Below are 26,709 nucleotides of genomic sequence, written 5' to 3'. Positions count from 1 at the left end.
TTTAACAAAAACTGAGACTAGTACGACTTTTTACATCCACAGGTTACTTCCATGTGGTTTATTGCTTTAATACCCGAAGTTAATTCCATCATTGAATCAGGGCTTGATAATGCAAAAACTCATTAACTCAGTGCAGAACTACGCCTGGGGAAGTAAAACTGCGTTAACGGATCTCTACGGTATCGCGAACCCGAACAACCTGCCGATGGCAGAACTGTGGATGGGGGCGCACCCGAAGAGCAGCTCAAAAATTGAAGACGCCAGCGGTCAGGTACGCAGCCTGCGTGACGTAATCGAGGTCGATAAAGCCGCGCTGCTGGGCGACAAGGTGGCTCAGCGCTTTGGCGAACTGCCGTTCCTGTTTAAAGTGCTGTGCGCAGACCAGCCGCTCTCCATCCAGGTTCACCCGAACAAGCAAGCGTCTGAAATCGGCTTTGCGAAAGAGAACGCGGCAGGTATTCCGTTAGACGCCGCCGAGCGTAACTACAAAGATCCTAACCACAAGCCGGAGCTGGTGTTCGCGCTGACGCCGTTCCTGGCGATGAACGCGTTCCGCGAGTTTTCAGAAATTATCTCCCTGCTGCAGCCGGTCGCGGGTGCCCATAACGCTATCGCGCATTTCCTTGAAAACCCGAACGCCGACGCGCTTAGCCAGCTGTTTGCCAGCCTGCTGAATATGCAGGGTGAAGAGAAGTCCCACGCGCTGGCGGTACTGAAAGCCGCCCTGGACAGCCAGCAGGGTGAACCGTGGGAGACCATCCGTCTGATTTCCGAATTCTATCCGGACGACAGCGGCCTGTTCTCCCCTCTGCTGCTGAACGTGGTGAAGCTGAATCCGGGTGAAGCAATGTTCCTGTTCGCTGAAACCCCGCACGCCTACCTTCAGGGCGTGGCGCTGGAGGTGATGGCCAACTCCGATAACGTGCTGCGCGCGGGCCTGACGCCAAAATACATCGACATCCCCGAGCTGGTTGCCAACGTGAAGTTTGTGGCGAAACCTGCCGCAGAGCTGCTGACTCAGCCGGTGAAAAACGGCGCAGAGCTGGACTTCCCGATTCCGGTGGACGATTTTGCCTTCTCCCTGCACGACCTGAGCAGCGCCGAAACGTCGGTCGCTCAGGAGAGCGCGGCGATCCTGTTCTGCGTCGAGGGCGAAGCGACGTTGCGCAAAGGCGAACAGCGTCTGGCGCTTAAGCCCGGTGAGTCAGCATTCGTTGCTGCCAATGAGTCTCCGGTTAGCGTAAGCGGCACCGGTCGTCTGGCGCGCGTTTTCAATAAGCTATACCCTAAATAATTCGAGTTGCATGAAGGCGGCGACGCAGCGAATCCCCAGGAGCGTACATAAGTACGTGACTGGGGTGAGCGAGGAAAGCCAACGCACAGGCAACTTGAAGTATGACGGGTATTAGGGACTTACTGATTTTTTTAACAACTCTTGCTAAGCTAGTTGCAGGCTTAATATCTCCAGGCGGTTTTTACCGCCTGGTTTCATTTTAGGGATAGTCGCAATGAAAAAATCGGTCGTAGCGGTAGGAGTGATTGTAGCGTTAGGCGTGGTCTGGACGGGTGCCTCCTGGTTTACCGGGAAACAGCTGGAAGGCCGTCTGGCTGAGATGGTGGCGCAGGCTAACGGAGAGATTAAGCGCAGCGCGCCGGAAGCGGGCCTTGAGCTGAGCTACCAGAACTATGAGCGCGGTGTGTTTACCAGCCGTATGCAGGTTGTGGTGAAGCCGGTTGCCGGTACGGAAAACGGCTGGCTGAAACCGGGCCAGAGCGTGGTGCTGGATGAAGTGGTAAGCCACGGTCCATTCCCGCTGGCGCAGCTGAAGTCCTTTAATCTGATCCCGTCGATGGCGTCCGTTCACACGGTCCTGGTGAATAACGACGTCACCAAACCGCTGTTCGATCTGGCAAAAAATACCTCACCTTTCGAGATCGACACCCGCATCAGCTATGCCGGTGACACGAGTTCTGATATTGCCCTGAAAGCGCTGAACTACGAGAAAGAGAATGAGAAAGTCGCTTTTAGCGGCGGTCACTTCAAACTTGACGCGGACCGCGACGGGAACGTGTTCTCCTTGACGGGTGAAGCGGAAAGCGGCCTAGTCAATGCCGTGAACGAATACAATCAAAAAGTTCAGCTCACCTTCAACAACCTGAAAGCCGACGGCAACAGCCGCATGACCGATTTCAAAGAGCGTATCGGCGATCAGAAACTGTCTCTCGATAAAGTTGCCATTGCGGTTGAAGGGAAAGAGATGGCCGTGCTGGAAGGCATGGACGTAAACGGAAAATCCGACGTGTCCAAAGACGGTAAGAGCATTAATACCCAGTTGGATTACACGCTGAAGAGCCTGAAAGTACAGAATCAGGATCTGGGCACCGGCAAACTGTCGCTGAAGATCGGCAATATCGACGGCCAGGCGTGGCACGAATTCAGCCAGAAATACAGCAAAGAGAGCCAGGCGCTGCTGACCGATACCGCACTGCAGCAGAATCCGGAAGTGTACCAGCAGCAGGCGATGGCGGTACTGTTCAACAACCTGCCGATCCTGCTGAAAGGCGAGCCGGTGATCACCGTTGCGCCGCTGAGCTGGAAAAACAGCAAAGGCGAAACCAGCTTCAACCTGTCTCTGTTCCTGAAAGATCCGGCCACCGCAACGGGTGAACCGCAGACGCTGGCGCAGGAAGTGGATCGCAGCGTGAAGTCGCTCGACAGCAAGCTGACCATCCCGATGGATATGGCGACCGAGTTTATGACCCAGATTGCGAAACTGGAAGGCTACGGCGATGAAGATGCCGGCAAGCTGGCGAACCAGCAGGTGAAAGGTCTGGCGGCAATGGGCCAGATGTTCCGCATCACGAAGGTGGACAACAACACGATTTCCACCAGCCTGCAGTACGCCAACGGCCAGGTCACGCTCAACGGCGACAAAATGCCGCTGGAAGACTTCGTCGGCATGTTTGGTATGCCTGCTCTGGGGATGCCGGAACCGGCTGAGCCTGCAGCGCCAGCCGAACCGGCGGCACCGCAACAGTAAACGTCAAAACCCCTCGCATGAGGGGTTTTTTATTGCCGGGTGGCGCTGACGCTTACCCGGCCTACGATTCAGAGCCGTTGTAGGCCCGTGCAAGCGCAGCGCCGCCGGGCGTGACCTCAGTGCTGCAGATAAGGTTCTCTGACAAAGTCGGCCAGGAGATAAACCAGGTCATGCAATAAGCCAGCAAGTTCTTGCGAGACAGCACTTGCCAGAGTCTGACTCAACAGGGCCTGATTAAGTGCCTGAGCATATCCCACCAGCATCGCAGTATCTTGCCAGCAATCCGGAACGCAGGATTGCGCAGATATTTCGGTACTCAGTTGCTCTACCAGATGAAGAGGTAAATCTTCATCGCATCGGTTTTTTATCTCATCGAGAGTAAAAGCCAGACGGCCACACAGCGCTAAGCGCTCTGCTTTGTCGTGGTTTTCCAGCAGCACATTAACAAAAGCGCAGCAGCAATCCGTCAGTTCGAAGAGATCCAGCGTTGAGGATATCGGCAGGTCAAGAAGTTGGCAGGCAATACTGTCAGTGGATTGAGGGTTAGCAAGGGTTGGGATCGTAGCCATAGGGCAGCCTCCGTGTGATGTTTTAAGGCCACCGTCTAAGTTTCCACGCTCAGAGGGTGGCGGCGCTGACAGGGGTGGAAACTGAATCACACGGTCTTCAGCCAGTCTTTCGACTGCCCTATCAGCGCCACCGTTGATTTTACAAGGATATGCGCTGCCTCGACACTAAAACTGTGTCGTCGTGTGATAGATCAGGTTTCCACGCCTGACTGCGGAATTTGCCGCAGTGGGGGCACCTTATACGGAATGGAAAATTTAAGGAACTAATTTTATGTATTTGCACAGGATTTATCAAATTTATGCGAGCATGATTCCAAAAAAGGGAGTCGTGCATTCGATAACACTTCCATCCAAAATATATTATAAATTGCAATACACCCTATAATTAAAAAACCAAACTCAAACTTTTATACACTCATCCATCATTTTGGGGTTTGTATTGTGTAACTTTGATCACATAGTACTCTCTTTATATCAGCACTTGGTATATTTAATATTTCCTCAGCCAATTCAAAGTCAAGTGGCACAGTTCTTTTTTGCAAGTTCTTCACTAACTCTGACTCATTTTTGTATCCTTGAACCATTTTATAATATTTAGATTTATCCTTCCCGATTAACTGACTTGCAGTTTCAGGAAAATTCCTTAAGAAGTCATTTGCCGAGATCGTTAAGTTATCAATCATGTTAATAATAATTTCAGTTAACTCTATGTATTTGTGCAAATCTACAGGATTGACATTAGAGAGTATCTCGTCCACGCTAAAGGATTTACGTTCGTATTCACGAGCCAAGCTATCTTTTATTTTATAATCATAAGAATTCCGTTCCTGAATAACCTTATCTAACTGATTAAATTGATCTTGCACTGACACGTATGATGAGATACTTAACCACGGTTGATTTTTAATGCTTATATCATTTGTCATTATAACTTGAAGAAGATGCTCATAATTTAGATTTAACGGTGAGAATGAATAGATCATTTGCGGTACTGCAATAGTGCGTTGTAATGGATGTTCAGATAAATTATTTGCATAATTCCCCTTGAGGCTTAATAATATCCCCTGCATATTCTGAAAGCCCAATATTGTCTTGTTGACAGTATCTATCTTAAGCTTATTTGTAAGAAGTTTATCCTGCCACCTATAACCAGACTTAGCACTCAAGTAAGCAACAGCGGCTGAGAGCAAAAGCGTTAAAAATGGCATAATATAATCTTTAGACCAATCGATATTATTAACCTGCTTTACTATTTCTTGAGTTTCCTTCACGGAATCGGATAGATGATTGATAGCTATAACAATAGAAAAAAGATCTGGGCTGGGCATAGAATTCCTCCATAAGAGTTAGCATCATTATATAAAAGTAATGACTTATGAACATATCATTTATTCCACTTAAGCGCAGCACATAAGAATCATGCATATAAGATATAATAAATAGCAGATAGTACTATTACACATAATTTCTAGCCGGGTGGCGGCTATGCCTTACCCGGCCTACGATCCCGAGCCGTTGTAGGCCCGTGCAAGCGCAGCGCCGCCGGGCGATGTGCAGCGGAGATTATTTCACCGTCACTAACCGCGCCCCCACAATCTGGTGCCCGGCCTGCACATCCGCATTGTCGATACGCTGCATGATTCTGTCAGCCAGGGTGTAACCCATCTCCCGCGCAGGGGTGGTGGCCCAGACGATCGGCAGGTCGTCGAGGGCGTTTTCACCAACGTCGGCGAACGCCCCCAGCGCCACCTGGTGGCCGAAGAAGGTTTCCACCCCGCCCTCGCCGCTCTGACGCCCGGCGCGGATCAGGCCAAACCAGGCGCCCATGGCGATCACATCGTTATAGCAAATAACGGCGCTGATGGTCGGGCTGCTTCGCAGCAGCGCGCCTATCGCTTCCGCCGCCATCTTCTGGCTGGACTCACACTCAACAACCCACTCGCTGTGGAACGGCAGGCCGTATTTAATCAGCGTCGCACAATAGCCGCCGACCCGCTCGGCGCGGGTAAGGGACGAGCTTTTACCGCCCAGCCAGGCAATGCGCTGATGCCCACGACGAATAAGATGCTCGGTCAGCATTTGCGCGGCCTGCATGTTATCCGGGCGCAACGTATCGGCTTCGTCGAGGTAGCTGGCGCGCGAGGCAAACACCAGCGGCACGCCTTTTTCGGCGGCGCGCTCGCACAGTTCACTGCCCACGCCCGATGCCCCGGCGACGATCACCCCGTCCACCCCCTGGTTCAGCAGCATATCGAGCCGGGAAAGCAACTGCCCGGCCTCGCGCCCGCCGTGCAGCAGAAAGACCATCCGCCCCTGCGCTTCAAGCGCTTCGGTTAACCCGGCGGTTAACTCCGCATAGAACGGTGACGTCAGGTCACGAACAATCAGGCCAATCACCCCGCTTTGCCCACCGCGCAGCGCCGACGCCTGGCGGTTACGCACAAAGCCCAACTGTTCAACCGCCTCGTTCACCCGCTGACCGGTCGCGGGAGAGATGCGCCCTTTTCCGCTCAGTACCAGAGAAACGGTGCTGACGGAAACCCCCGCCGCCAGCGCGACATCGTTGATGGTGACTTTCTTCGCTACAGCCATGTCCTGGAGTGACTCCCTGAAAAATGAGATCGGTAAAACGTTTTATCAATACGTTATCTTTATACTACCAGTCAAAGCCTGAGAATGTGATTTAGCGCGCACTAAACTTTGATAAAACGTTTTATCTTCTCGCAGCATTGAAGCAGACAAACTGATTTTAACAATAAAGGAGTCGTTTTATGACGGCGAAAGCAGCACAAAAAATATCGCTGTGGGAATTTTTCCAGCAACTGGGTAAAACCTTTATGCTGCCCGTGGCACTCCTCTCGTTCTGCGGGATCATGCTGGGTATCGGCAGCTCCCTCAGCAGTAAAGACGTCATCACGCTGATCCCGTTCCTCGGCACCCCCGTGCTGCAGGCGATCTTTATCTGGATGAGTAAAGTCGGCTCCTTCGCGTTTAGTTTCCTGCCCGTGATGTTCTGTATTGCTATCCCGCTGGGCCTGGCCCGCGAGAACAAAGGCGTCGCGGCGTTTGCCGGTTTTGTGGGTTACGCGGTGATGAACCTCGCGGTTAACTTCTGGCTGACCGCGAAAGGCATTCTGCCGACCACCGACGCTGCCGTACTGAAAGCTAACAACATTCAGAGCGTGATTGGTATCCAGTCTATTGATACCGGGATCCTCGGGGCGGTGATCGCCGGGGTGATTATCTGGATGCTGCACGAGCGCTTCCACAATATCCGTCTGCCGGATGCCCTGGCCTTCTTCGGCGGTACCCGCTTTGTACCGATTATCACCCTGGTGGTGATGGGCCTGTTTGGTCTGATCATTCCGCTGATCTGGCCGGTCTTCGCGATGGGCATCAACGGCATTGGCCGCATCATCAACGGCGCGGGAGATTTCGGTCCGATGATCTTCGGTACCGGCGAGCGTCTGCTGCTGCCGTTTGGCCTGCAGCATATCCTGGTGGCCCTGATTCGCTTCACCGAAGCGGGCGGGACGATGGAGGTGTGCGGTCACGACGTGAGCGGTGCGCTGACCATCTTCCAGGCGCAGCTGAGCTGCCCGACGACACACGGCTTCTCCGAAAGCGCCACCCGCTTCCTGTCTCAGGGTAAAATGCCTGCCTTCCTCGGCGGCCTGCCGGGTGCCGCACTGGCGATGTACCACTGCGCACGTCCGGAAAACCGTCATAAAATTAAAGGCCTGCTGATTTCCGGCGTGATCGCCTGCGTCGTGGGCGGGACCACCGAGCCTATCGAGTTCCTGTTCCTGTTCGTTGCGCCGGTGCTGTATCTGATTCACGCTGTGCTGACCGGTCTGGGCTTTACCGTGATGGCGGTGCTGGGCGTCACCATCGGTAACACCGACGGCAACGTGATTGACTTCGTGGTCTTCGGGATCCTGCACGGCCTCTCCACCAAGTGGTATCTGGTCCCGGTCGTGGCGGCAATCTGGTTTGTGGTGTACTACGGGATCTTCCGCTTCGCCATCACCCGCTTTAACCTGAAAACGCCAGGCCGCGATACCGATACGGCCACCAGCGTGGAACAGGCGGTTGCCGGTACCGTGGGCAAATCCGGCTACAACACCCCTGCCATTCTGGCGGCGCTGGGCGGTGCGGATAACATCACCTCGCTGGATAACTGCATTACCCGCCTGCGTTTGTCGGTGGCGGATATGTCAAAAGTGGATACCAACGCCCTGAAAGCCAACCGGGCCATCGGCGTGGTACAGTTAAATCAGCACAATTTGCAGGTGGTTATCGGCCCGCAGGTACAGTCAGTGAAAGATGAGCTGGCAACCCTGATGCGAACAGTAGAAGCCTGATGCCTCCGCCCCCTCACCATGAGGGGGTTTTACGTTAAGGATTTAAGCATGTTTGATTTCTCCACCGTCGTGGATCGACACGGCACCTGGTGTACGCAGTGGGACTACGTCGCCGACCGTTTTGGCGCGGACGATCTGCTGCCCTTCACCATCTCGGATATGGATTTCGCCACCGCCCCCTGCATAATCGACGCGCTGCATCAGCGCATTCATCACGGCGTGTTTGGCTATAGTCGCTGGAAAAACGACGAGTTTCTCGCCGCCGTCGCGCACTGGTTCCAGCAGCGTTTTAACAGCCGGATTGATACTGAAAGCGTGGTTTATGGTCCGTCAGTCATCTACATGGTCTCTGAACTGATACGCCTCTGGTCAACCCCTGGCGACGGCGTGGTGGTGCACACCCCGGCTTACGATGCGTTTTATAAAGCCATTGAGGGTAACGCGCGTCGTGTTGTGGCGGTTGAGATGGAAAAGCAGGCTGCAGGCTGGCAGGGCAATATGGCGGCCCTCGAAGCGGCGCTGGCGAAACCGGAAAACAAAATTTTGCTGCTGTGCAGCCCGCAGAACCCGACCGGCAAGGTCTGGACGCGGGATGAGCTGACGCACATGGCGGAAGTGTGCGCACGCTATGACGTGGCGGTTATCAGCGATGAAATCCATATGGACATGGTGTGGGGAGAACATCGTCACACGCCGTGGAACGCCGTGGCGCGGGGCAAATGGGCGCTTCTGACCTCCGGCTCGAAAAGCTTTAACATTCCGGGGCTGACGGGGGCTTACGGCCTGATTGGCGATGAAGAGAGCCGTAACGGCTATCTCAGCGCGCTAAAAGGACGGGACGGGCTCTCTTCCCCTTCCGTGCTGGCGCTGACGGCGCATATCGCCGCCTACCAGCAGGGGGAGCCGTGGCTGGATGCCCTGCGGGGTTATCTCGAAGGGAATTTGTCGTATATTGCGCAGGAAGTAAACCGCGCTTTTCCGAAACTGAACTGGCAGCCACCGGAAGCGACCTATCTGGCCTGGATCGATCTGCGCCCACTGAACATTGACGATCGGGCGCTGCAAAAAGTGCTGATCGAGCAGCAAAAAGTCGCCATCATGCCGGGATATACCTACGGGAAAGAGGGAAATGGCTTCGTGCGCTTAAATGCGGGCTGCCCCCGCAGCAAGCTGGAGCAAGGGGTTCAACGCCTCATCGCCGGGATTAACACGCTCCTGTAATTAACTTGCGCAACGGAATATTCCCTTGCGCAAATAGCTTTTTACCCCGTTTTGTTTTTATAATATGGCGCACTTTAACCAGAAAAGAGTGCGACCATGATTGATACACGCCTGCCTTTAACTGATATTCATCGTCACCTTGACGGTAACATTCGTGCCCAAACCATCCTCGATCTTGGCCGCCAGTTCAATTTAACGCTTCCTGCTCAGACCCTTGAGTCCTTGATCCCTCACGTACAGGTGACCTCTAATGAACCGGACCTGGTGAGCTTCCTGAGCAAACTCGACTGGGGCGTGAAGATGCTGGCGTCGCTGGATGCCTGCCGCCGCGTGGCGTTTGAGAACATCGAAGATGCCGCCCGCAACGGCCTGCACTACGTCGAGCTGCGCTTCTCGCCGGGCTACATGGCGATGACCCACAATCTGCCCGTTGCAGGCGTGGTGGAAGCCGTTATTGAAGGCGTCCGCGAAGGATGTAAAACCTTCGACGTTCAGGCCCGTCTGATCGGCATCATGAGCCGTACGTTCGGTGAAGCTGCCTGCCTGCAGGAGCTGGAAGCGCTGCTGGCCCATCGTGATGCCATCACCGCCGTCGACCTCGCCGGTGACGAGCTGGGCTTCCCGGGTAGCCTGTTCCTCTCCCACTTCAACCGCGCGCGCGATGCCGGCTGGCGCATTACCGTACATGCGGGTGAAGCGGCTGGCCCGGAAAGCATCTGGCAGGCCATCCGCGAGCTGGGCGCAGAACGTATTGGTCACGGCGTGAAGGCGGTCGAAGATCGCGCGCTGATGGATTTCCTGGCGGAGCAGCGTATCGGTATTGAGTCGTGCCTGACGTCTAACATTCAGACCAGCACCGTAGCATCGCTGTCGCAGCACCCGCTGAAAACGTTCCTTGAACACGGCGTGCTGGCCTCTCTGAATACGGACGATCCGGCGGTTCAGGGCGTGGATATCATCCACGAGTACAACATCGCAGCTCCGCAGGCGGGGTTGAGCCGCGAGCAGATCCGTCAGGCGCAAATTAACGGGCTGGAGATCGCCTTCCTGACGCCTGCTGAGAAGCAGGCGCTGCGGGATAAGGTGGCAACCGCGTAAACCCTTTTGCCGGGTGGCGGCTACGCCTTACCCGGCCTACAACAACGTCAAAACTTATGCCAGACAGAGCGTGGCGCGATGTTTGGCAGATTCGATGCCCAGCTCAATCAGCTCCATAATCTGTATCGCCTGGCTGGCCGGAACCGGGTTCTCCCCCGTGCCGTTTAGCGCATCGCGGATAGCGGCATAATACGCCGGATAGTTACCCGGTATCGTCAGCAAGGTCTCTTCGACCAGCTCCTCGCCTTCCACCCGCGTGATGACGCCGTCGCGCATATCATAGCCCCAGTCTTCCTGCGGCAGACGCTCACCGTTTTTCAGCCTGTCTTCCTGCGGGTCGAGACCAAACTTCACGTAGCTCCCGCGCGTGCCGTGAATAATATAGCGGGCAGATTCTGCAGCCGCGACCATCGTACCGTGGAGCACAATCCGCCGCTGCGGGTAACTGAGCACCGCGTGGAAGTAATCGGTTGTCTGTGCCCCGGGTCTGAGCTGGGCCAGATCGACCGTCATGCTCACCGGCAGGCCAAAAAGATTGACGGCCTGATCCAGCAGATGCGGGGCTAAATCATACCAGATGCCGCTGCCAGGGCCGGCCTGCTCGCGCCAGCGGTTTCGTACCTGCGGGCGAAAACGGTCAAAGTGGGATTCAAAAAAGAGGATCTCCCCTAACGCGCCTTCACTGAGAAGCCGTTTTACCGTCAGAAAATCGCTGTCCCAGCGGCGGTTATGAAACACCGACAGCAGCCTGCCCAGACTCTTTGCCAGCGCATCCAGCTCGCGTGCCTGTGACAGCGTCACGGTGAAGGGTTTATCGACAACCACATGTTTCCCGGCTTCCAGCGCGGCCTTTGCCAGCGGAAAGTGGGTATCGTTCGGCGTGGGGATGACGATTAAATCAATATTGGGATCGTTGAAAAGATGTTTCGGCTCTGAAACAACCGGCACGGAAGGCCAGTCGGCATGGACTTTTGCAGCGTCGCTGCTGGATACCGCCGCCAGCGCCATGCCCGGCGTCCCGGCTATCAGAGGCGCATGAAACGTTTTGCTCGCGTACCCGTAACCGATAAGCCCAACGCGGATATTATCACTCATAGTGCCATCCTCTGTTATGTCGTTCTTATTTCACACTGGCTAGCCTGGCATTACCACGGATTAATAATGTGCCCTATGACGTAAAATAGCAGGTTATACGGATTGTTTTTGTTACATAGTATTAACCTACTGATTTTGTTTAAGGGAACCGTTCCCAAAGCCCTTGCCGTCAGGGAAACGTCGCTGTAACATTTGCGCCCTGTCTTTATGGATAAAGTACAATTACGTATCATGACGTCAATTATTAATCGAATCATTGAATTAGCGGGATGGATTGTCCTTGGGGTTTCGGTCATTTTGCTGGGCGTTGCCAGCCATATCGATAACTACCAGCCGCCGGAGCCTGTCACCGTCGCTCAACCTAAGTAACCGGTTACTGCAATAAAGAGTGACATAATATGTCAGTTACTTATTGCCAGCCCTGGTGAACACGGTTAACCTTCTCTTCCAGGCATCGTCTGATGCCTGAATTTCAGCAAAGAAAACTCCTAATTTCGTCGCGTTACCTGAGTGGGCTGTTTACGTCTTTATTAATCCGTTTATTATTCGAACGAATTACCTTAACTGGTATTACTCACTTTTATATGGAAACTTATTAATATGACAGTTCAGGACTATTTATTAAAATTTCGCAAGATCAATTCGCTTGAGAGCCTGGAAAAACTGTTTGACCATCTGAACTACACCCTGTCGGATAATCAGGACATCATTAATATGTATCGCGCCGCTGATCATCGCCGTGCGGAGCTGGTCTCTGGTGGTCGTTTGTTCAACGTCGGCGAAGTGCCTAAGTCCGTATGGCGTTACGTTTTATAAGAAAGTAGCCATCCGCGCGAAATGTTATATACTCTCCGCCCTGCCAACTGGCTGTACAACATTTCGCGCAGATTATGGGAGAGTTCATGACCGCAACGCCTGGAGAACGCATTGGAGGCTGGTTAATCGCCCCACTGGCATGGCTGCTGGTTGCCTTATTAAGCGCATCACTTGCGCTGCTGCTTTATACCACCGCACTGATTACCCCCCACGCCATCCAGACCCTGATGTCGCAAAGCGTGCTTAATATTGCGTTGTGGTTTGTGTCGTTCGTTTTCGCGATCGGGATGTGGTACTACACGCTGTGGCTGACCATCGCCTTCTTTAAGCGCCGTAAGAATGTGCCTAAGCACTACATTATCTGGCTGCTGGTTTCGGTCCTGCTGGCGGTGAAGGCATTTGCTTTTTCGCCCGTTTCAGACGCGCTGGCCGTTCGTCAGCTGCTTTTCCCGTTGCTGGCCGCGGCGCTGCTGGTGCCCTACTTCAAGCGTTCGACACGGGTGAAAAACACTTTCGTGAACCCGTAATAACCCTACAGATAACCTGTTGTCGCCTGCGTGTGTTTGTCCGATAATAGGCGGCTTTTTTATTTCAGGCTAAATAATGACCGATTACTTACTGCTCTTTGTCGGCACCGTGCTGGTTAACAACTTCGTTCTGGTGAAGTTCCTTGGCCTGTGTCCGTTTATGGGCGTTTCCAAAAAACTGGAAACGGCAATGGGCATGGGGCTGGCGACGACCTTCGTCATGACGCTGGCGTCCATCTGCGCGTGGTGGATTGATACCTGGATCCTCATTCCGCTGGGGTTAACCTATCTCCGTACGCTGGCTTTTATTCTGGTTATCGCGGTGGTGGTGCAATTTACCGAAATGGTGGTGCGCAAAACCAGCCCGGCGCTTTATCGCCTGCTGGGTATCTTCCTGCCGCTGATCACCACCAACTGTGCGGTTCTCGGCGTAGCGCTGCTGAACATCAACCTTGGTCATAACTTTATGCAGTCGGCGCTGTATGGTTTTTCTGCGGCCGTCGGTTTCTCGCTAGTCATGGTGCTGTTTGCCTCTATTCGCGAGCGCCTGGCAGCAGCGGATATCCCTGCGCCCTTCCGCGGTAACGCGATTGCGCTGGTGACCGCCGGTTTAATGTCTCTGGCCTTTATGGGCTTTAGTGGTCTGGTGAAGTTGTAATGAATGCTATCTGGATTGCCATCGCCTCTATCAGCGTCCTGGGGTTGGTGTTTGGCCTTATCCTGGGTTACGCCTCCCGCCGTTTCGCGGTAGAGGACGATCCCGTTGTAGAGAAAATTGATGAGCTTCTGCCACAAAGCCAGTGCGGGCAGTGTGGCTACCCGGGCTGCCGCCCCTATGCCGAAGCGGTAGGGGTTCAGGGTGAGAAAATTAACCGCTGTGCGCCCGGTGGCGAAGCGGTGATGTTGAAAATTGCGGCCCTGCTAAACGTTGATCCGCAGCCTGTTGACGGCGAGGCGGATGTGCAGGAGCCGGTCCGCGCGCTGGCCGTGATCGACGAAGCGAACTGCATCGGCTGCACCAAATGTATTCAGGCCTGCCCGGTCGATGCCATTGTTGGCGCAACGCGCGCCATGCACACCGTGGTGGCGGACCTGTGCACCGGCTGTAACCTCTGCGTAGCACCCTGCCCGACGCAATGTATCGAGCTGCGCCCGGTTGAAACGACTACCGAAAGCTGGAAGTGGGATCTTCAAACCATTCCGGTTCGCAATATTCCTGTGGAACAACATGCTTAAGTTATTTTCTGCTTTCAGAAAAGAGAAGATTTGGGACTTTGACGGGGGGATTCACCCACCGGAGATGAAAACCCAGTCTAACGGCACGCCGCTGCGTCAAATTCCGCTGGCGACCCGTTTCGTTATGCCGCTCAAGCAGCACATCGGCGCGGAGGGTGAGCTGTGCGTGAAAGAAGGCGATACGGTTCTTCGCGGTCAGCCGCTGACCTTTGGTCGCGGACGTATGCTGCCGGTGCACGCCCCCACCTCCGGTAAGGTGGTCGCCATCGCGCCCCATACGGTGGCCCATCCGTCAGCGCTCTCAGAGCTGAGCGTGATGATTGAAGCCGACGGCGAAGACCGCTGGATCGACCGTGACGGCTGGAGCGACTACCGCTCCCATAGCCGCGAAGCGCTCATCGAGCGCATTCATCAGTTCGGCGTTGCCGGCCTCGGCGGCGCAGGCTTCCCGACCGGCGCCAAACTGCGCGGCGGTGGCGATAATATTCAGACGCTGATTATTAACGCCGCCGAATGCGAACCGTACATCACCGCCGACGATCGTCTGATGCAGGACTGCGCCGCCCAGGTGGTGGAAGGCATCCGCATCCTCGCGCACATTCTGCAGCCGCGGGAAGTGCTGATCGGTATCGAAGACAATAAACCGCAGGCCATCTCAATGCTGCGCGCCGTGCTGGCGGGCAGTCACGATATTAGCCTGCGCGTTATCCCGACCAAGTACCCCTCTGGTGGTGCTAAACAGCTGACGCAAATTCTCACCGGTAAGCAGGTTCCGCACGGCGGACGCTCTTCGGATATCGGCGTGCTGATGCAGAACGTCGGCACCGCGTACGCCGTGAAGCGCGCGGTAATCGACGGCGAGCCGCTGACCGAGCGCGTGGTAACGCTGACCGGGGAAGCGGTCTCTCGTCCGGGCAACGTCTGGGCGCGTCTGGGTACGCCGGTGCGTCACCTGCTGGAGCAGGCTGAGTTTTGCCCGTCAAGCGACCAGATGGTGATCATGGGCGGTCCGCTGATGGGCTTTACCCTGCCGTGGCTCGATGTGCCGGTAGTCAAAATCACCAACTGCCTGCTCGCCCCTTCTCCGACCGAGATGGGTGAAGAGCAGGAAGAAAAAGGCTGTATTCGCTGCAGCGCCTGTGCCGACGCCTGCCCGGCGGATCTGCTTCCGCAGCAGCTGTACTGGTACAGCAAAGGCCAACTGCACGACAAGGCGAAAGCCCATAACCTGGCCGACTGTATCGAATGCGGTGCCTGCGCCTGGGTCTGCCCTAGCAACATTCCTCTGGTGCAGTATTTCCGCCAGGAGAAGGCTGAAATTTATGCCATCTCCATGGAAGAAAAACGCGCAGCAGAAGCCAAAGCGCGCTTTGAAGCACGTCAGGCGCGACTGGAACGCGAAAAAATTGCCCGTCAGGAGCGCCATAAGCAGGCCGCCGTTCAGCCTGGCGAGAAAGATCAGGATGCGATTAACGCCGCACTGGCGCGCGTTCGCGAGAAAAAAGCCACTGCGGCACAGCCTGTGGTGATCCCGGCCGGCGAGAAGCCGGACAACAGCGAAGCGATTGCTGCGCGTGAAGCGCGTAAAGCTCAGGCCCGCGCCCGTCAGGCAGAAAAAGCGCAAACGACCCAGACGGATACGACCCAGACGGATGCTGAGGTTGACCCACGCAAAGCCGCCGTTGAAGCGGCAATAGCCCGCGCCAAAGCACGCAAAGCCGGTGAACAGAATGTGGTGGTCGAGCAGGACGCTGTCGACCCTCGCAAAGCGGCCGTTGAGGCGGCGATTGCCCGTGCCAAAGCGCGCAAGGCGGCACAGCAGACGCAAACCGCAGAACCCGAAGCGCCGGTCGACCCGCGTAAAGCCGCCGTCGAAGCGGCGATTGCCCGCGCTAAAGCGCGCAAAGCGGCGCAGCAGGATGAACAACCGCAGGCCGCCAACGATGACCCGCGCAAAGCCGCCGTCGCCGCCGCCATTGCGCGCGTTCAGGCAAAGAAAGCCGCACAGCAAGCAGTTAACGAGGATTAAATGGTTTTCAGAATCGCAAGCTCCCCTTACACCCACAATCAGCGCCAGACATCGCGCATTATGATGCTGGTCTGCCTGGCGGCGCTGCCGGGCATTGCCGTTCAGTGCTGGTTTTTCGGCTGGGGAACCCTGTTCCAGATAATCCTGGGCTGCGCCAGCGCCCTGGCGGCGGAAGCGCTTGTCCTTAAGCTGCGCAAGGCAGCGGTCTCCCGCATTCTTGCCGATAACTCCGCGTTGCTGACCGGCCTGCTGTTGGCTATCAGTATCCCGCCGTTTGCCCCGTGGTGGATGGTGATCCTCGGCACCGTGTTTGCGGTGATCATTGCCAAACAGCTGTATGGTGGACTGGGCCATAACCCGTTTAACCCGGCGATGATTGGCTACGTGGTGCTGCTGATCTCCTTCCCGGTACAGATGACCAGCTGGCTGCCACCGCACGAGATTGCGGCCACGGTTCCGGGCTTCATGGATGCTCTGCACGTGATCTTTACCGGCCATACGGCACTCGGTGCCGATATGAACGCGCTGCGTATGGGCGTGGACGGTATCAGCCAGGCGACGCCGCTTGATACCTTTAAAACGTCCCTGCATGCCGGGCACAGCGTTGAGCAGATCATGAAATCGGCGATCTACAGCGGCGTGCTGGCGGGTGCCGGCTGGCAGTGGGTCAACCTGGCGTATCTGCTGGGCGGCCTGTTCCTGCTGCAGCAGAAAGCCATCCGCTGGCATATTCCGGTCAGCTTCCTCGTGACGCTGGCGGTCTGCGCCACGCTGGGCTGGGTATTCTCTCCTGAATCACTGGCCAGCCCGCAGATGCACCTGCTCTCCGGCGCGACCATGCTGGGTGCCTTCTTTATCCTTACGGATCCGGTGACGGCCTCAACGACTAACCGCGGACGCCTGATCTTCGGCGCGCTGGCAGGCCTGCTGGTCTGGCTCATTCGCAGCTTCGGCGGCTACCCGGACGGCGTGGCTTTTGCCGTCCTGCTCGCCAACATTACCGTTCCGCTCATCGACTATTACACGCGTCCACGCGTGTACGGTCATCGCTAAGGGTTTCGCCATGTTAAAAACGATGCAAAAACACGGCGTCACGCTGGCTGTCTTCGCCGCGGTCCTGACAGGGCTGACGGCGCTGGTTAATGCGTTGACCAAAACGACCATCGAAGAGCAGGCCTCGAAGCAGCAAAAGGCCCTGTTCGATCAGGTGATCCCGTCTGACTTCTACGATAACGACCTGCAAAAAAGCTGCTTTGTGGTAGACGCGCCCCAGCTTGGGAAAGGCCCGCACCGCCTCTTTATTGCCCGCAAAGGGGATAAACCGGTCGGCGCAGTGATGGAAGCGACGGCGCCTGACGGCTATTCCGGTGCCATTCAACTGCTTGTGGGCAGCGATTTCTCCGGCACCATACTGGGCACCCGCGTGACGGAACACCATGAAACGCCGGGTCTTGGCGATAAAATTGAAACCCGTCTGAGCGACTGGATTTTGCACTTTGCCGGTAAAGTGATCCATGGTGAAGATGACACCGCGTTTGCGGTGAAGAAAGATGGCGGCGAGTTTGACCAGTTCACCGGTGCGACCATCACCCCACGTGCGGTGGTGAATGCCGTAAAACGAGCCGGGCTGTATGCTGAAACGCTGCCCGCGCAAATCAACAATCTTCCGGCCTGTGAGGAGTAATCATGAGCCAGGTTAAAGAGGTCATTGTCCAGGGGTTGTGGAAAAACAACTCCGCGCTGGTTCAGCTTCTGGGTATGTGCCCACTGCTGGCGGTGACATCCACCGCCACCAACGCGCTCGGTCTGGGTCTGGCAACCACGCTGGTATTGACCCTGACCAACCTCTCCATCTCTGCCCTGCGCCGCTGGACGCCGTCGGAAATTCGTATTCCGATTTACGTCATGATCATTGCGTCGGTGGTCAGTATTGTTCAGATGCTGATTAACGCCTACGCGTTCGGTCTGTACCAGTCGCTCGGGATCTTCATTCCCCTTATCGTCACCAACTGTATCGTGGTCGGGCGTGCGGAAGCCTTCGCGGTGAAAAACAGTCCGGCCATGTCGGCGCTGGATGGTTTTTCCATTGGCATGGGCGCCACGTGCGCCATGTTCGTGCTGGGATCCCTGCGTGAAATCCTCGGCAACGGTACGCTGTTTGACGGCGCAGATGCGCTGCTGGGCGGCTGGGCCAAAGCGCTGCGCATTGAAGTGTTCCACACCGATACGCCATTCCTGCTGGCGATGCTGCCGCCCGGTGCGTTTATTGGCCTTGGCATGATGCTGGCGATAAAATACCTGATTGATGAGAAACGTAAGCGCCGCGCGGCTGAGCGCAGCGTTCTGGAAGGGACACCCGAGAAGGCCTCATGAATAAAGAAAAGCGCATTGCGATCCTGACCCGTCTGCGGGACGAGAACCCGCACCCGACGACGGAGCTGAATTTTACCTCCCCGTTTGAGCTGCTGATCGCGGTGTTGCTCTCTGCACAGGCTACCGACGTGAGCGTCAATAAAGCCACCGCCCTGCTCTATCCGGTCGCCAATACGCCGAAGGCCATGCTGGAGCTGGGCGTGGAAGGCGTGAAGTCGTATATCAAAACCATCGGCCTGTTTAACAGCAAAGCCGAGAACGTCATTAAGACCTGCCGGATCCTGCTGGAACAGCACGGAGGCGAAGTGCCGGAAGACCGTGCTGCGCTGGAAGCCTTACCGGGCGTAGGTCGTAAAACCGCGAACGTGGTGCTCAATACCGCGTTTGGCTGGCCTACTATCGCCGTCGATACGCATATATTTCGCGTGTCTAACCGGACCAACTTTGCGCCGGGGAAAAATGTCGAGCAGGTCGAAGAGAAGCTGCTTAAAGTGGTTCCGGCTGAATTTAAGGTTGATTGCCATCACTGGCTGATTCTGCACGGCCGTTACACGTGTATTGCCCGTAAGCCTCGCTGCGGCTCCTGCATTATTGAAGATCTCTGCGAATACAAAGAAAAAGTGTATCCCTGAGCCACACAAGCCCACACCAAAAGAAGGGTGATGGTACACGCTTCTTTTGGCCGTTATTTGTTCGCCTTTCGTCTCCCCCAGGCTGTCACTTGTTCGGTGCTTTAACGCTCAAACAGGTTAATACTTTTTTCATAGCCGAAAATTTCTATACATCTGTGATCGCGATCACCCTGATAACTTCATGTTGTTTTTTTGTTGTCAAAATCGAGCTAAAGCCTTTGTCTGACAAGACACTCTTCTTTTTTTACCGACGATAAGACCAGCTATTTTTCAGAATTTGGGCTATATCACTACCAGAGACGGCAAATAGCAGAACATATCGCCAAGCACCGGTCCTGATGGGTCTCTGCCAGTCGAAAAAACTACCTTTACACATCGTATAAAATTTAACGCTGAATAACATTTGCATGAACCGACGATTATACCAACCCAGATATATGTAACAGATTATTACAAACGTATTGCCAGATGGGGCAGGATAGTGAACATTACCCGCCGTTTCTCCTCCCAATATAACTATAAGGCGTATGGACTACGGCCATCACGCTATGAACACCCCCGTTAATATGGGATGTAAAAAAAGAGGTATATGTGTCTACTGCAAACAATAAACCAACAGATGAAAGCGTGAGTCTTAACGCTTTTAAACAACCAAAAGCGTTCTATCTCATCTTCTCTATCGAGTTATGGGAGCGTTTTGGTTATTACGGCCTGCAAGGGATCATGGCAGTTTACCTGGTGAAACAGCTGGGTATGTCCGAAGCCGATTCCATCACGCTGTTCTCCTCCTTCAGTGCTCTGGTGTACGGTCTGGTCGCGATTGGCGGCTGGCTGGGCGATAAAGTCCTCGGCACTAAACGTGTCATCATGCTGGGCGCCATTGTCCTGGCAATTGGCTATGGTCTGGTTGCATGGTCAGGGCACGATGCCGCTGTCGTGTATATGGGTATGGCGACGATTGCCGTCGGTAACGGTCTGTTCAAAGCGAACCCGTCCTCCCTGCTCTCTACCTGCTACAGCAAAGACGATCCGCGTCTGGACGGTGCATTTACCATGTACTACATGTCCATCAACATCGGTTCGTTCTTCTCAATGCTGGCCACCCCATGGCTTGCAGCAAAATTCGGCTGGAGCGTGGCGTTTGCGCTGAGCTTCGTCGGTATGCTGATCACCGTGGTGAACTTCCTGTTCTGCCGCAGCTGGGTTAAAAACTACGGTTCAAAACCGGACTTCGAGCCTGTGCATATGGGCAAACTGCTGGCGACCATTGTGGGCGTTGTTGCGCTGGCGGCGATCGCCACCTGGCTGCTGCACAACCAGGGCATCGCACGTGCCGTTCTGGGCGTGGTTGCGCTGGGTATCGTGGTCATCTTTGCGAAAGAAGCATTCGCCATGCAGGGTGCTGCCCGCCGTAAGATGATCGTGGCGTTCATTCTGATGCTGGAAGCGATTATCTTCTTCGTACTGTACAGCCAGATGCCAACCTCTCTGAACTTCTTCGCCATTCGTAACGTTGAGCACTCCATCCTGGGTATTGCGTTCGAACCGGAGCAGTATCAGGCGCTGAACCCGTTCTGGATCATGATTGGTAGCCCGATTCTGGCCGCGATCTATAACAAGATGGGCGACCGTCTGCCAATGCCGCACAAGTTCGCTATCGGTATGGTGCTGTGCTCCGGCGCGTTCCTGGTGCTGCCGCTGGGTACCAAATTTGCTACCGACGCCGGTATCGTATCCGTTAACTGGCTGATCCTGAGCTACGCGCTGCAGTCTATCGGCGAACTGATGATCTCCGGTCTGGGTCTGGCAATGGTTGCACAGCTGGTGCCACAGCGTCTGATGGGCTTCATTATGGGTAGCTGGTTCCTGACGACTGCGGGTGCAGCCATTATCGCAGGCAAGATTGCGAACCTGATGGCCGTACCGGAAAACGTCACTGACCCACTGGTTTCTCTGAACGTCTACGGTACCGTGTTCATGCAGATTGGTATCGCGACTGCCGTTATTGCCGTTCTGATGCTGCTGACTGCACCGAAACTGAATCGAATGACTCAGGACGACGACAAGACCGCTAAGGCGACCAAAACCGCTACCGCGTGATATCCGTGAGAAACGACTGACCAGAAGCCGCTAATCTATTAGCGGCTTTTTTTTTATCCGTTTGCGCACTAACATAGCTGAAACCTCAGCGAAAAGGAGTTACCGATGAAACTGTTCTACAAACCGGGCGCGTGCTCTCTTGCTTCCCATATCACCCTGCGCGAGAGCGGCAAAGATTTCACGCTGGATGGCGTTGATCTGATGAAAAAACGTCTGGAAAACGGCGATGATTTTCTTGCCATTAACCCGAAAGGACAAGTTCCGGCGCTCCTGCTGGATGACGGTACTCTGCTGACCGAAGGCGTGGCGATTATGCAGTTCCTGGCCGATAGCGTGCCCGATCGCCAGCTGCTGGCCCCGGTCAGTACCATTTCTCGCTATAAAACGCTGGAGTGGCTGAACTACATTGCCACCGAGCTGCACAAAGGCTTTACCCCCCTGTTCCGCCCGGATACGCCGGAAGAGTTTAAGCCTACCCTGCGCGCCCTGCTGGAGAAAAAGCTGCAGTACGTTAACGAATCGCTGAAAGACGAGCAGTGGATTGGCGGGTCACGCTTCACGATCGCTGATGCGTACCTGTTCACCGTGCTGCGCTGGGCGCGTGCGGTTAAGCTGAATCTGGAAGGGTTAGACCACATTGCATCGTATATGAAGCGTGTGGCAGAGCGTCCTGCGGTGGCTGCGGCGCTGAAAGCCGAAGGGTTGAATTAACCGAGCAGACTGTGTTGCCGGGTGGCGCTGACGCTTACCCGGCCTACGAATTCCGTAGGCCCGTGCAAGCGCAGCGCCGCCGGGCGGTGTTTAAAGCTGGGTTGCGCTGAAATAGTGCTCCGGCTTCGCGATTCGATCCTGTGCTGCGACCACCTGCAGCTCATATTCCTGCATCTCTTTCGTCGCCATCATAATTTCGTACACTGCCGCAGTAACATGCTCCAGCGCATCGCGCAGCGTTGCCCCTTGCAGTAATTTCACCAGCAGCAGGCCGCTGGTCACATCCCCCACGCCCACCGGCTGGCGCAGGCCAAAATCCACCAGCGGACGGCTGATGTGCCAGGCATCCTCTTTCGTCACCAGCAGCATCTCAAAGCGATCCTGACTTAGCCCTGCGAGCGCGAGGTGTTTTACCAGCACAACCTCAGGCCCCTGCGCAATCAGCTCGCGAGACGCGCTTACGGCCTCTTCTACGCTGTTAACCGGATGCTCGCAGAGAATTTCCAGCTCAACCAGGTTTGGCGCAATGATATCGCTGGCGGGCAGCGCGTGGCGGACGTGGAACTCCGCGACACCCGGCGCCACGATGCAGCCTTTCTCCGGATGGCCCATAACGGGGTCGCAGAAGTATTTTGCCGACGGGTTGGCAGCCTTTACCTGACGCACGATGCCAAGGATATGTTCCCCCTGCTCCGCAGAACCAAGATAACCGCTCAGTACGGCGTCACAGCGCTTGAGCTGGCCGATATCGGCAATGCCCTGCACCACCTCGGTGAGGTGTGAAGGCGGCATTACGCAGCCGGTCCATTTGCCGTACTGCGTGTGGTTGGAAAACTGAACGGTATTGAGGGGCCAGACGTTGACGCCGAGGCGGCGCATCGGGAATTCCGCTGCGCTGTTGCCAGCATGTCCAAAAACAACGTGGGACTGAATGGCGAGGATGTTCTTCATTTTATGCTTACCCAACCCTGAAAAAACAAAAGGGGCGTGGTTTCCCACGCCCCTGGAGACTGTGACTTATTTCCAGCAGACAAGGCAGTAGTTTTTCTTACCGCGACGCAGCAGGGTGTAGCGACCATACAGACGGTCGCCGTCAACAAAAGTGTATTCCGGGTCGGCCTGCTTTTCACCGTTGATGGTGATGGCGTTGGACGCGATGGTTTTACGCGCCTGACCGCGTGAAGGCTGGAGTTCAGAGTCCACCAGCGCCTGCATCAGGTCAGCCCCTTTCTCCATCTCAACCATTGGCACGCCGTCCTGCGCCAGCTGTTCGAAGTCCGCTTCGCTCAGATCGCTCAGGGTGCCGTTAAACAGGCTAGCAGTAATGCGTTTTGCCGCGGCCAGACCTTCTTCACCGTGAACCAGTTTGGTCACTTCATCTGCCAGCACGTACTGCGCGCGCGGCGCTTTCCCGCTGTTCTTGTCTTCTTCTTCCAGCGCGTTGATCTCTTCAATATCCATAAAGGTGAAGAACTTCAGGAAGCGATAAACATCGGCATCCGCCGTGTTGATCCAGAACTGGTAGAATTTGTACGGGCTGGTTTTCTTCGGATCGAGCCATACCGCGCCGCCTTCGGTTTTACCAAATTTGGTACCGTCGGCTTTGGTAATCAGCGGAACGGTCAGACCAAAGACCTGATTCTGGTGCAGGCGACGGGTCAGGTCGATACCGGAGGTGATGTTACCCCACTGGTCAGAACCGCCAATCTGCAGGGAAACACCGTGCAGTTTGTTCAGGCAGGCAAAGTCATACCCCTGCAGCAGGTTGTAGGAGAACTCGGTAAAGGAGATACCCTGGTCGTCACGGTTCAGACGCTGCTTCACGGCCTCTTTGTTAATCATCTGGTTAACAGAGAAGTGCTTACCGATGTCACGCAGGAAGGTCAGCACGTTCATGCTGCCAAACCAGTCGTAGTTGTTCGCGGCAATCGCGGCGTTATCGCCACAGTTGAAGTCGAGGAACGGTGCAACCTGTTTGCGGATCTTATCGACCCACTCCTGCACGGTATCTTCGGTGTTCAGTTTACGCTCAGCGGCTTTGAAGCTTGGGTCACCAATCAGACCGGTCGCGCCGCCCACCAGGGCAACAGGCTTATGGCCCGCCATCTGGAAGCGTTTCAGGCATAACAATGGAACAAGATGCCCCAAATGCAAGCTGTCAGCGGTGGGATCGAAGCCGCAATAGAGCGCGATCGGGCCTTGCGCCAGTCGCTCTGCTAACGCTTCCTCGTCCGTCACCTGGGCCACGAGGCCCCGCTCTTGCAATTGTTTAATCAAGTTACTGCTTGCCATCAAATTCTCCATGTATAAACGACTGCACCTTTGCCGGTACACGACTTTTCGCCTGATGCGAAAGGACCATAGAATAAAGCGCAAGCGCGGTGTGCGCTAGCGCTTAAATCAACAAATTTCGGGGATTACGGCGCCAGTCTGTCGATTTTCCAGCCGCCATTCTCGCGCTGGTATAAAAAGCGGTCGTGCAGGCGATGTTCGCCCCCCTGCCAGAACTCGATTTGCTCAATCGGGATGCGGAAACCACCCCAGAAGCTCGGCAGCGGGATTTCGCCCTGCTGGAACTTCTGCTTCAGCTCGAGGAATTTACTTTCCAGCACCCCGCGGGCGGAAATGCGGCTGGACTGTTTTGATACCCAGGCACCAATCTGGCTGTCACGCGGGCGGCTGTGGAAATACTTCACCACTTCCAGCGTCGAGAGACGTTCCGCTTTGCCGGTCACCATGACCTGACGTTCCAGCATGTGCCAGGGGAACAGCAGGCTGATACGCGGATTGTTTTCCAGATGGTGTGCTTTGCGGCTGCCAAGGTTGGTGTAGAACACCAGTCCTTTCTCGTCATAATGCTTGAGCAATACGATGCGCTGATAGGGTTGACCATTTTCATCCACCGTCGCGACGACCATGGCCGTGGGGTCGGCAAGTTTCGCTTCGCAGGCCTGTTTCAGCCAGCGTTCAAAAAGAACGAGGGGTTCAGCGGGAAGATCCTGGCGACGCAGGCCGCCTTTGGTGTATTCACGGCGCAGATGCGCAATTTGCTGCAGTTCGTCGTTATCTGACATGGCGTTAGCTGACATTGAGAGTGGGTGGCGCTATTGTGCGCCGCCCCTGTAAAAATCTCAACGCTTCGGATTTTCGAGCTGGCAATTGTTCAGCACAATACGGTCACGTTTGTAGACCGTGGCGCTGTCGCCTTTCGACCAGAAGACATAGATACCGTCGGTGTAACGCGCGCCCGAGGCTGAAATGCCCTGCTTCAGCGTCAGCAGTTTATTGTCATAAACAAAACTGGCTTCCTGGCGTGGATTGTTCAGCTTCACGGTCAGCGGTTTTTCGTCGCAGCGATACTCAAGCGTATCGGTCTGCATGCGCTCAAGGAGCTGGTTGTAGACGCTGCATCCTGACAGCAACAAAGGGGCGGCAATAAGAAGAAGTTTTTTCATGGGCGTATTCCGAAGACTTTCCTGGTCCTGGAGGGCATGGCTGCCCCCCTGTTTCGTTCCATTTTAACGACGACGCGCCGCGCTGAATTTCAGTTAACTCTGATTATGACGCGGATTTGCCGCGAAAATCGCCCCAAGGACGCTCGCCTCGCGCGCGCCGGTTACCGACGGTAAGTTGCCCGGCAGCCCGGCAATGGTGCGCCAGGCAAGCCAGGCGAAGGCCAGCGCCTCCATATCATCACCGCTGATGCCAGCCTCATCGGTCGTCGACACTTCGGTGCCCGGCAGCAGCCCGGCAAGACGCGCCATCACCAGCGGGTTACGGCTTCCCCCGCCGCACACCAGCAGGCGTTCACATCCGCCGCTGAGGAGCACCTGTTCGGAAATCGACACGGCCGTAAGCTCGGCAAGCGTCGCCTGAACATCCTGCGGCGCGAGTGCCGGGAATGACGCCAGCTGGCGCTCAAGCCAGCCAAAGTTGAAGTATTCACGCCCCGTGCTTTTCGGTGCCGGTAAAGCAAAATAAGGATCGCTCAGCATGGACTGCAACAGCGGGATAATCACCTTACCCTCGCTCGCCCACTCCGCGTTTTTATCATACGGTTGACCGCACTGTCGCCAGATCCAGGCATCCATTAACATATTGCCCGGGCCGGTATCGTAGCCGCGGACCGGCTGCCCAGGGATAAGCATCGACAGATTGGCGATCCCACCAATGTTGAGCACCATACGCCGTTCTGAAGGGTGTGCCAGCAGCGCCTGATGAAACGCGGGCACCAGCGGGGCGCCCTGTCCGCCAAGAGCAATATCGCGACGACGGAAATCGCCGACCACCGTGACGCCCGTCTTCGCCACAATCTGGTTGTTATCGCCGATTTGCAGAGTATGCGGGGCCTCTCCGATGGGCTCATGCCAGACCGTTTGTCCGTGACACCCGATGGCGACCACATCCTGCGGGCGAAGATGTTCTTTTTGCATCAAAGCCTGCACCGCATCCGCAAACAGCGCCCCGAGGCGGACATCCAGTTGCCCAAGCTGGGAGAGGGTCAGCTGCTGCCCCTGACAGATACTGAGAATATCCTCTTTCAGTGAAATGGGGATTGGCCAGGTCAGGCTCGCCTGCTGTGCCACCATGTTTTCATCAATGGCGGCCAGAACGACATCTACCCCATCCAGACTGGTGCCTGACATCACACCAATGTAGCGACCCGATTTCATGCGCTTTCCTTACGTTGCGTGGGCTAAGGATATCCACTCAACCATAAACGACGTCGCTTTGCCATCCGGCAATAATATTTTTTAACAATGTCAGACGGGTAGCGCGGGCGGATCCTGTTTATGTCTCGTTAAGTCAAATTCAAGTACAATTTTCCTATTGTTAGTGCAAAGATATGAACTATGGCTCCTTATGCCATATAATTTAGCCATAACGGATGCCCCCA

26 protein-coding genes are annotated in these 26,709 nt (G+C 55.4%); 17 read left to right on the top strand and 9 right to left on the bottom strand.

Going from position 1 to position 26,709, the window contains the following annotated elements; all coding sequences use genetic code 11:
* The first annotated feature begins 109 nt into the window (after positions 1-109).
* The gene (gene manA / locus ABFV38_RS09735; protein ID WP_348959269.1) at positions 110-1,294 is read left to right on the top strand and encodes a mannose-6-phosphate isomerase; all 1,185 of its coding nucleotides are present in this window, start codon (positions 110-112) and stop codon (positions 1,292-1,294) included.
* Positions 1,295-1,508: 214 nt separating this feature from the next.
* Positions 1,509-3,041 (top strand): YdgA family protein, encoded by a 1,533-nt coding sequence (locus ABFV38_RS09730; protein ID WP_045910341.1) that lies wholly within the window; start codon positions 1,509-1,511, stop codon positions 3,039-3,041.
* 116 nt (positions 3,042-3,157) lie between these two features.
* Here ABFV38_RS09730 and ABFV38_RS09725 read toward each other — a convergent pair whose 3' ends face one another.
* The 3 genes from ABFV38_RS09725 to ABFV38_RS09715 all read right to left on the bottom strand — a co-directional run bounded on the left by ABFV38_RS09725 (position 3,158) and on the right by ABFV38_RS09715 (position 6,202).
* Positions 3,158-3,610, bottom strand: coding sequence for a hypothetical protein (locus ABFV38_RS09725; protein WP_235403288.1), 453 nt, complete (start codon positions 3,608-3,610; stop codon positions 3,158-3,160).
* 422 nt (positions 3,611-4,032) lie between these two features.
* The gene (locus ABFV38_RS09720) at positions 4,033-4,938 is read right to left on the bottom strand and encodes a hypothetical protein (protein WP_348959267.1); all 906 of its coding nucleotides are present in this window, start codon (positions 4,936-4,938) and stop codon (positions 4,033-4,035) included.
* 235 nt (positions 4,939-5,173) lie between these two features.
* The gene (locus ABFV38_RS09715) at positions 5,174-6,202 is read right to left on the bottom strand and encodes a Mal regulon transcriptional regulator MalI (RefSeq protein WP_235404680.1); all 1,029 of its coding nucleotides are present in this window, start codon (positions 6,200-6,202) and stop codon (positions 5,174-5,176) included.
* 179 nt (positions 6,203-6,381) lie between these two features.
* Here ABFV38_RS09715 and malX point away from each other — a divergent pair, with 179 nt between their 5' ends.
* The 3 genes from malX to add all read left to right on the top strand — a co-directional run bounded on the left by malX (position 6,382) and on the right by add (position 10,293).
* A complete protein-coding gene (gene malX, locus ABFV38_RS09710) occupies positions 6,382-7,974 on the top strand; it encodes a maltose/glucose-specific PTS transporter subunit IIBC (protein WP_063621468.1) in 1,593 nt (530 codons plus the stop codon).
* 48 nt (positions 7,975-8,022) lie between these two features.
* The gene (locus ABFV38_RS09705) at positions 8,023-9,195 is read left to right on the top strand and encodes a MalY/PatB family protein (RefSeq protein WP_348959264.1); all 1,173 of its coding nucleotides are present in this window, start codon (positions 8,023-8,025) and stop codon (positions 9,193-9,195) included.
* 96 nt (positions 9,196-9,291) lie between these two features.
* Positions 9,292-10,293: an adenosine deaminase gene (gene add / locus ABFV38_RS09700; RefSeq protein WP_348959262.1), complete on the top strand. Its 1,002-nt coding sequence runs from the start codon at positions 9,292-9,294 to the stop codon at positions 10,291-10,293.
* 54 nt (positions 10,294-10,347) lie between these two features.
* Here add and ABFV38_RS09695 read toward each other — a convergent pair whose 3' ends face one another.
* Positions 10,348-11,388, bottom strand: coding sequence for an oxidoreductase (locus ABFV38_RS09695; RefSeq protein WP_348959260.1), 1,041 nt, complete (start codon positions 11,386-11,388; stop codon positions 10,348-10,350).
* A 243-nt stretch (positions 11,389-11,631) separates the two neighbouring features.
* On the opposite strand from ABFV38_RS09695, the gene blr reads away from it, so the two are divergent.
* The 12 genes from blr (at position 11,632) to gstA (ending at position 21,812) form a co-directional block, all read left to right on the top strand.
* Entirely contained in the window at positions 11,632-11,757 is a 126-nt protein-coding gene (gene blr, locus ABFV38_RS09690; RefSeq protein ID WP_168112406.1) for a division septum protein Blr, read from the top strand.
* A gap of 231 nt (positions 11,758-11,988) precedes the next feature.
* On the top strand, positions 11,989-12,204 hold the full coding sequence (gene ydgT / locus ABFV38_RS09685) for a transcription modulator YdgT (protein WP_013096896.1): 216 nt from the start codon (positions 11,989-11,991) through the stop codon (positions 12,202-12,204).
* Between the two features lie 86 nt (positions 12,205-12,290).
* Positions 12,291-12,731, top strand: coding sequence for a DUF2569 domain-containing protein (locus tag ABFV38_RS09680; RefSeq protein WP_045910336.1), 441 nt, complete (start codon positions 12,291-12,293; stop codon positions 12,729-12,731).
* Positions 12,732-12,807: 76 nt separating this feature from the next.
* The gene (rsxA, locus tag ABFV38_RS09675) at positions 12,808-13,389 is read left to right on the top strand and encodes an electron transport complex subunit RsxA (RefSeq protein ID WP_008500564.1); all 582 of its coding nucleotides are present in this window, start codon (positions 12,808-12,810) and stop codon (positions 13,387-13,389) included.
* On the top strand, positions 13,389-13,967 hold the full coding sequence (gene rsxB, locus ABFV38_RS09670) for an electron transport complex subunit RsxB (RefSeq protein WP_348959258.1): 579 nt from the start codon (positions 13,389-13,391) through the stop codon (positions 13,965-13,967). The genes rsxA and rsxB overlap by 1 nt, the downstream gene beginning before the upstream one ends.
* Positions 13,960-15,996, top strand: a complete 2,037-nt coding sequence (gene rsxC / locus ABFV38_RS09665) for an electron transport complex subunit RsxC (RefSeq protein WP_348959256.1) — start codon at positions 13,960-13,962, stop codon at positions 15,994-15,996. The genes rsxB and rsxC overlap by 8 nt, the downstream gene beginning before the upstream one ends.
* A complete protein-coding gene (rsxD, locus tag ABFV38_RS09660; RefSeq protein ID WP_024909350.1) occupies positions 15,997-17,049 on the top strand; it encodes an electron transport complex subunit RsxD in 1,053 nt (350 codons plus the stop codon). It begins immediately after the preceding gene.
* 10 nt (positions 17,050-17,059) lie between these two features.
* Positions 17,060-17,680 (top strand): electron transport complex subunit RsxG, encoded by a 621-nt coding sequence (gene rsxG, locus ABFV38_RS09655; RefSeq protein WP_045261492.1) that lies wholly within the window; start codon positions 17,060-17,062, stop codon positions 17,678-17,680.
* A gap of 2 nt (positions 17,681-17,682) precedes the next feature.
* On the top strand, positions 17,683-18,369 hold the full coding sequence (locus tag ABFV38_RS09650; RefSeq protein WP_008500569.1) for an electron transport complex subunit RsxE: 687 nt from the start codon (positions 17,683-17,685) through the stop codon (positions 18,367-18,369).
* On the top strand, positions 18,366-19,001 hold the full coding sequence (nth, locus tag ABFV38_RS09645) for an endonuclease III (RefSeq protein ID WP_008500570.1): 636 nt from the start codon (positions 18,366-18,368) through the stop codon (positions 18,999-19,001). Before ABFV38_RS09650 ends, nth begins: the two co-directional genes overlap by 4 nt.
* Positions 19,002-19,592: 591 nt before the next feature.
* Positions 19,593-21,101, top strand: coding sequence for a dipeptide/tripeptide permease DtpA (gene dtpA / locus ABFV38_RS09640; protein ID WP_348959253.1), 1,509 nt, complete (start codon positions 19,593-19,595; stop codon positions 21,099-21,101).
* 105 nt (positions 21,102-21,206) lie between these two features.
* The gene (gene gstA, locus ABFV38_RS09635) at positions 21,207-21,812 is read left to right on the top strand and encodes a glutathione transferase GstA (RefSeq protein WP_008500572.1); all 606 of its coding nucleotides are present in this window, start codon (positions 21,207-21,209) and stop codon (positions 21,810-21,812) included.
* Positions 21,813-21,902: 90 nt separating this feature from the next.
* On the opposite strand, the gene pdxY is transcribed toward gstA, so the two are convergent.
* The 5 genes from pdxY to anmK form a co-directional block, all read right to left on the bottom strand.
* Positions 21,903-22,763 (bottom strand): pyridoxal kinase PdxY, encoded by an 861-nt coding sequence (gene pdxY / locus ABFV38_RS09630; RefSeq protein WP_348959250.1) that lies wholly within the window; start codon positions 22,761-22,763, stop codon positions 21,903-21,905.
* A 66-nt stretch (positions 22,764-22,829) separates the two neighbouring features.
* Positions 22,830-24,104 (bottom strand): tyrosine--tRNA ligase, encoded by a 1,275-nt coding sequence (gene tyrS, locus ABFV38_RS09625; protein WP_023335449.1) that lies wholly within the window; start codon positions 24,102-24,104, stop codon positions 22,830-22,832.
* A gap of 125 nt (positions 24,105-24,229) precedes the next feature.
* Positions 24,230-24,886, bottom strand: coding sequence for a pyridoxamine 5'-phosphate oxidase (pdxH, locus tag ABFV38_RS09620; RefSeq protein WP_008500575.1), 657 nt, complete (start codon positions 24,884-24,886; stop codon positions 24,230-24,232).
* 57 nt (positions 24,887-24,943) lie between these two features.
* The gene (gene mliC, locus ABFV38_RS09615) at positions 24,944-25,267 is read right to left on the bottom strand and encodes a C-type lysozyme inhibitor (protein WP_025758348.1); all 324 of its coding nucleotides are present in this window, start codon (positions 25,265-25,267) and stop codon (positions 24,944-24,946) included.
* Positions 25,268-25,360: 93 nt separating this feature from the next.
* Positions 25,361-26,485: an anhydro-N-acetylmuramic acid kinase gene (gene anmK / locus ABFV38_RS09610; protein ID WP_348959248.1), complete on the bottom strand. Its 1,125-nt coding sequence runs from the start codon at positions 26,483-26,485 to the stop codon at positions 25,361-25,363.
* Positions 26,486-26,709 lie beyond the last annotated feature (224 nt).

Source organism: Enterobacter cloacae complex sp. Mu1197, assembly GCF_040059225.1.
Taxonomy (GTDB): domain Bacteria; phylum Pseudomonadota; class Gammaproteobacteria; order Enterobacterales; family Enterobacteriaceae; genus Enterobacter; species Enterobacter quasiroggenkampii.
Note: the sequence above shows the minus strand (reverse complement) of the source record. Positions and strands in the feature narration are given on the sequence as shown.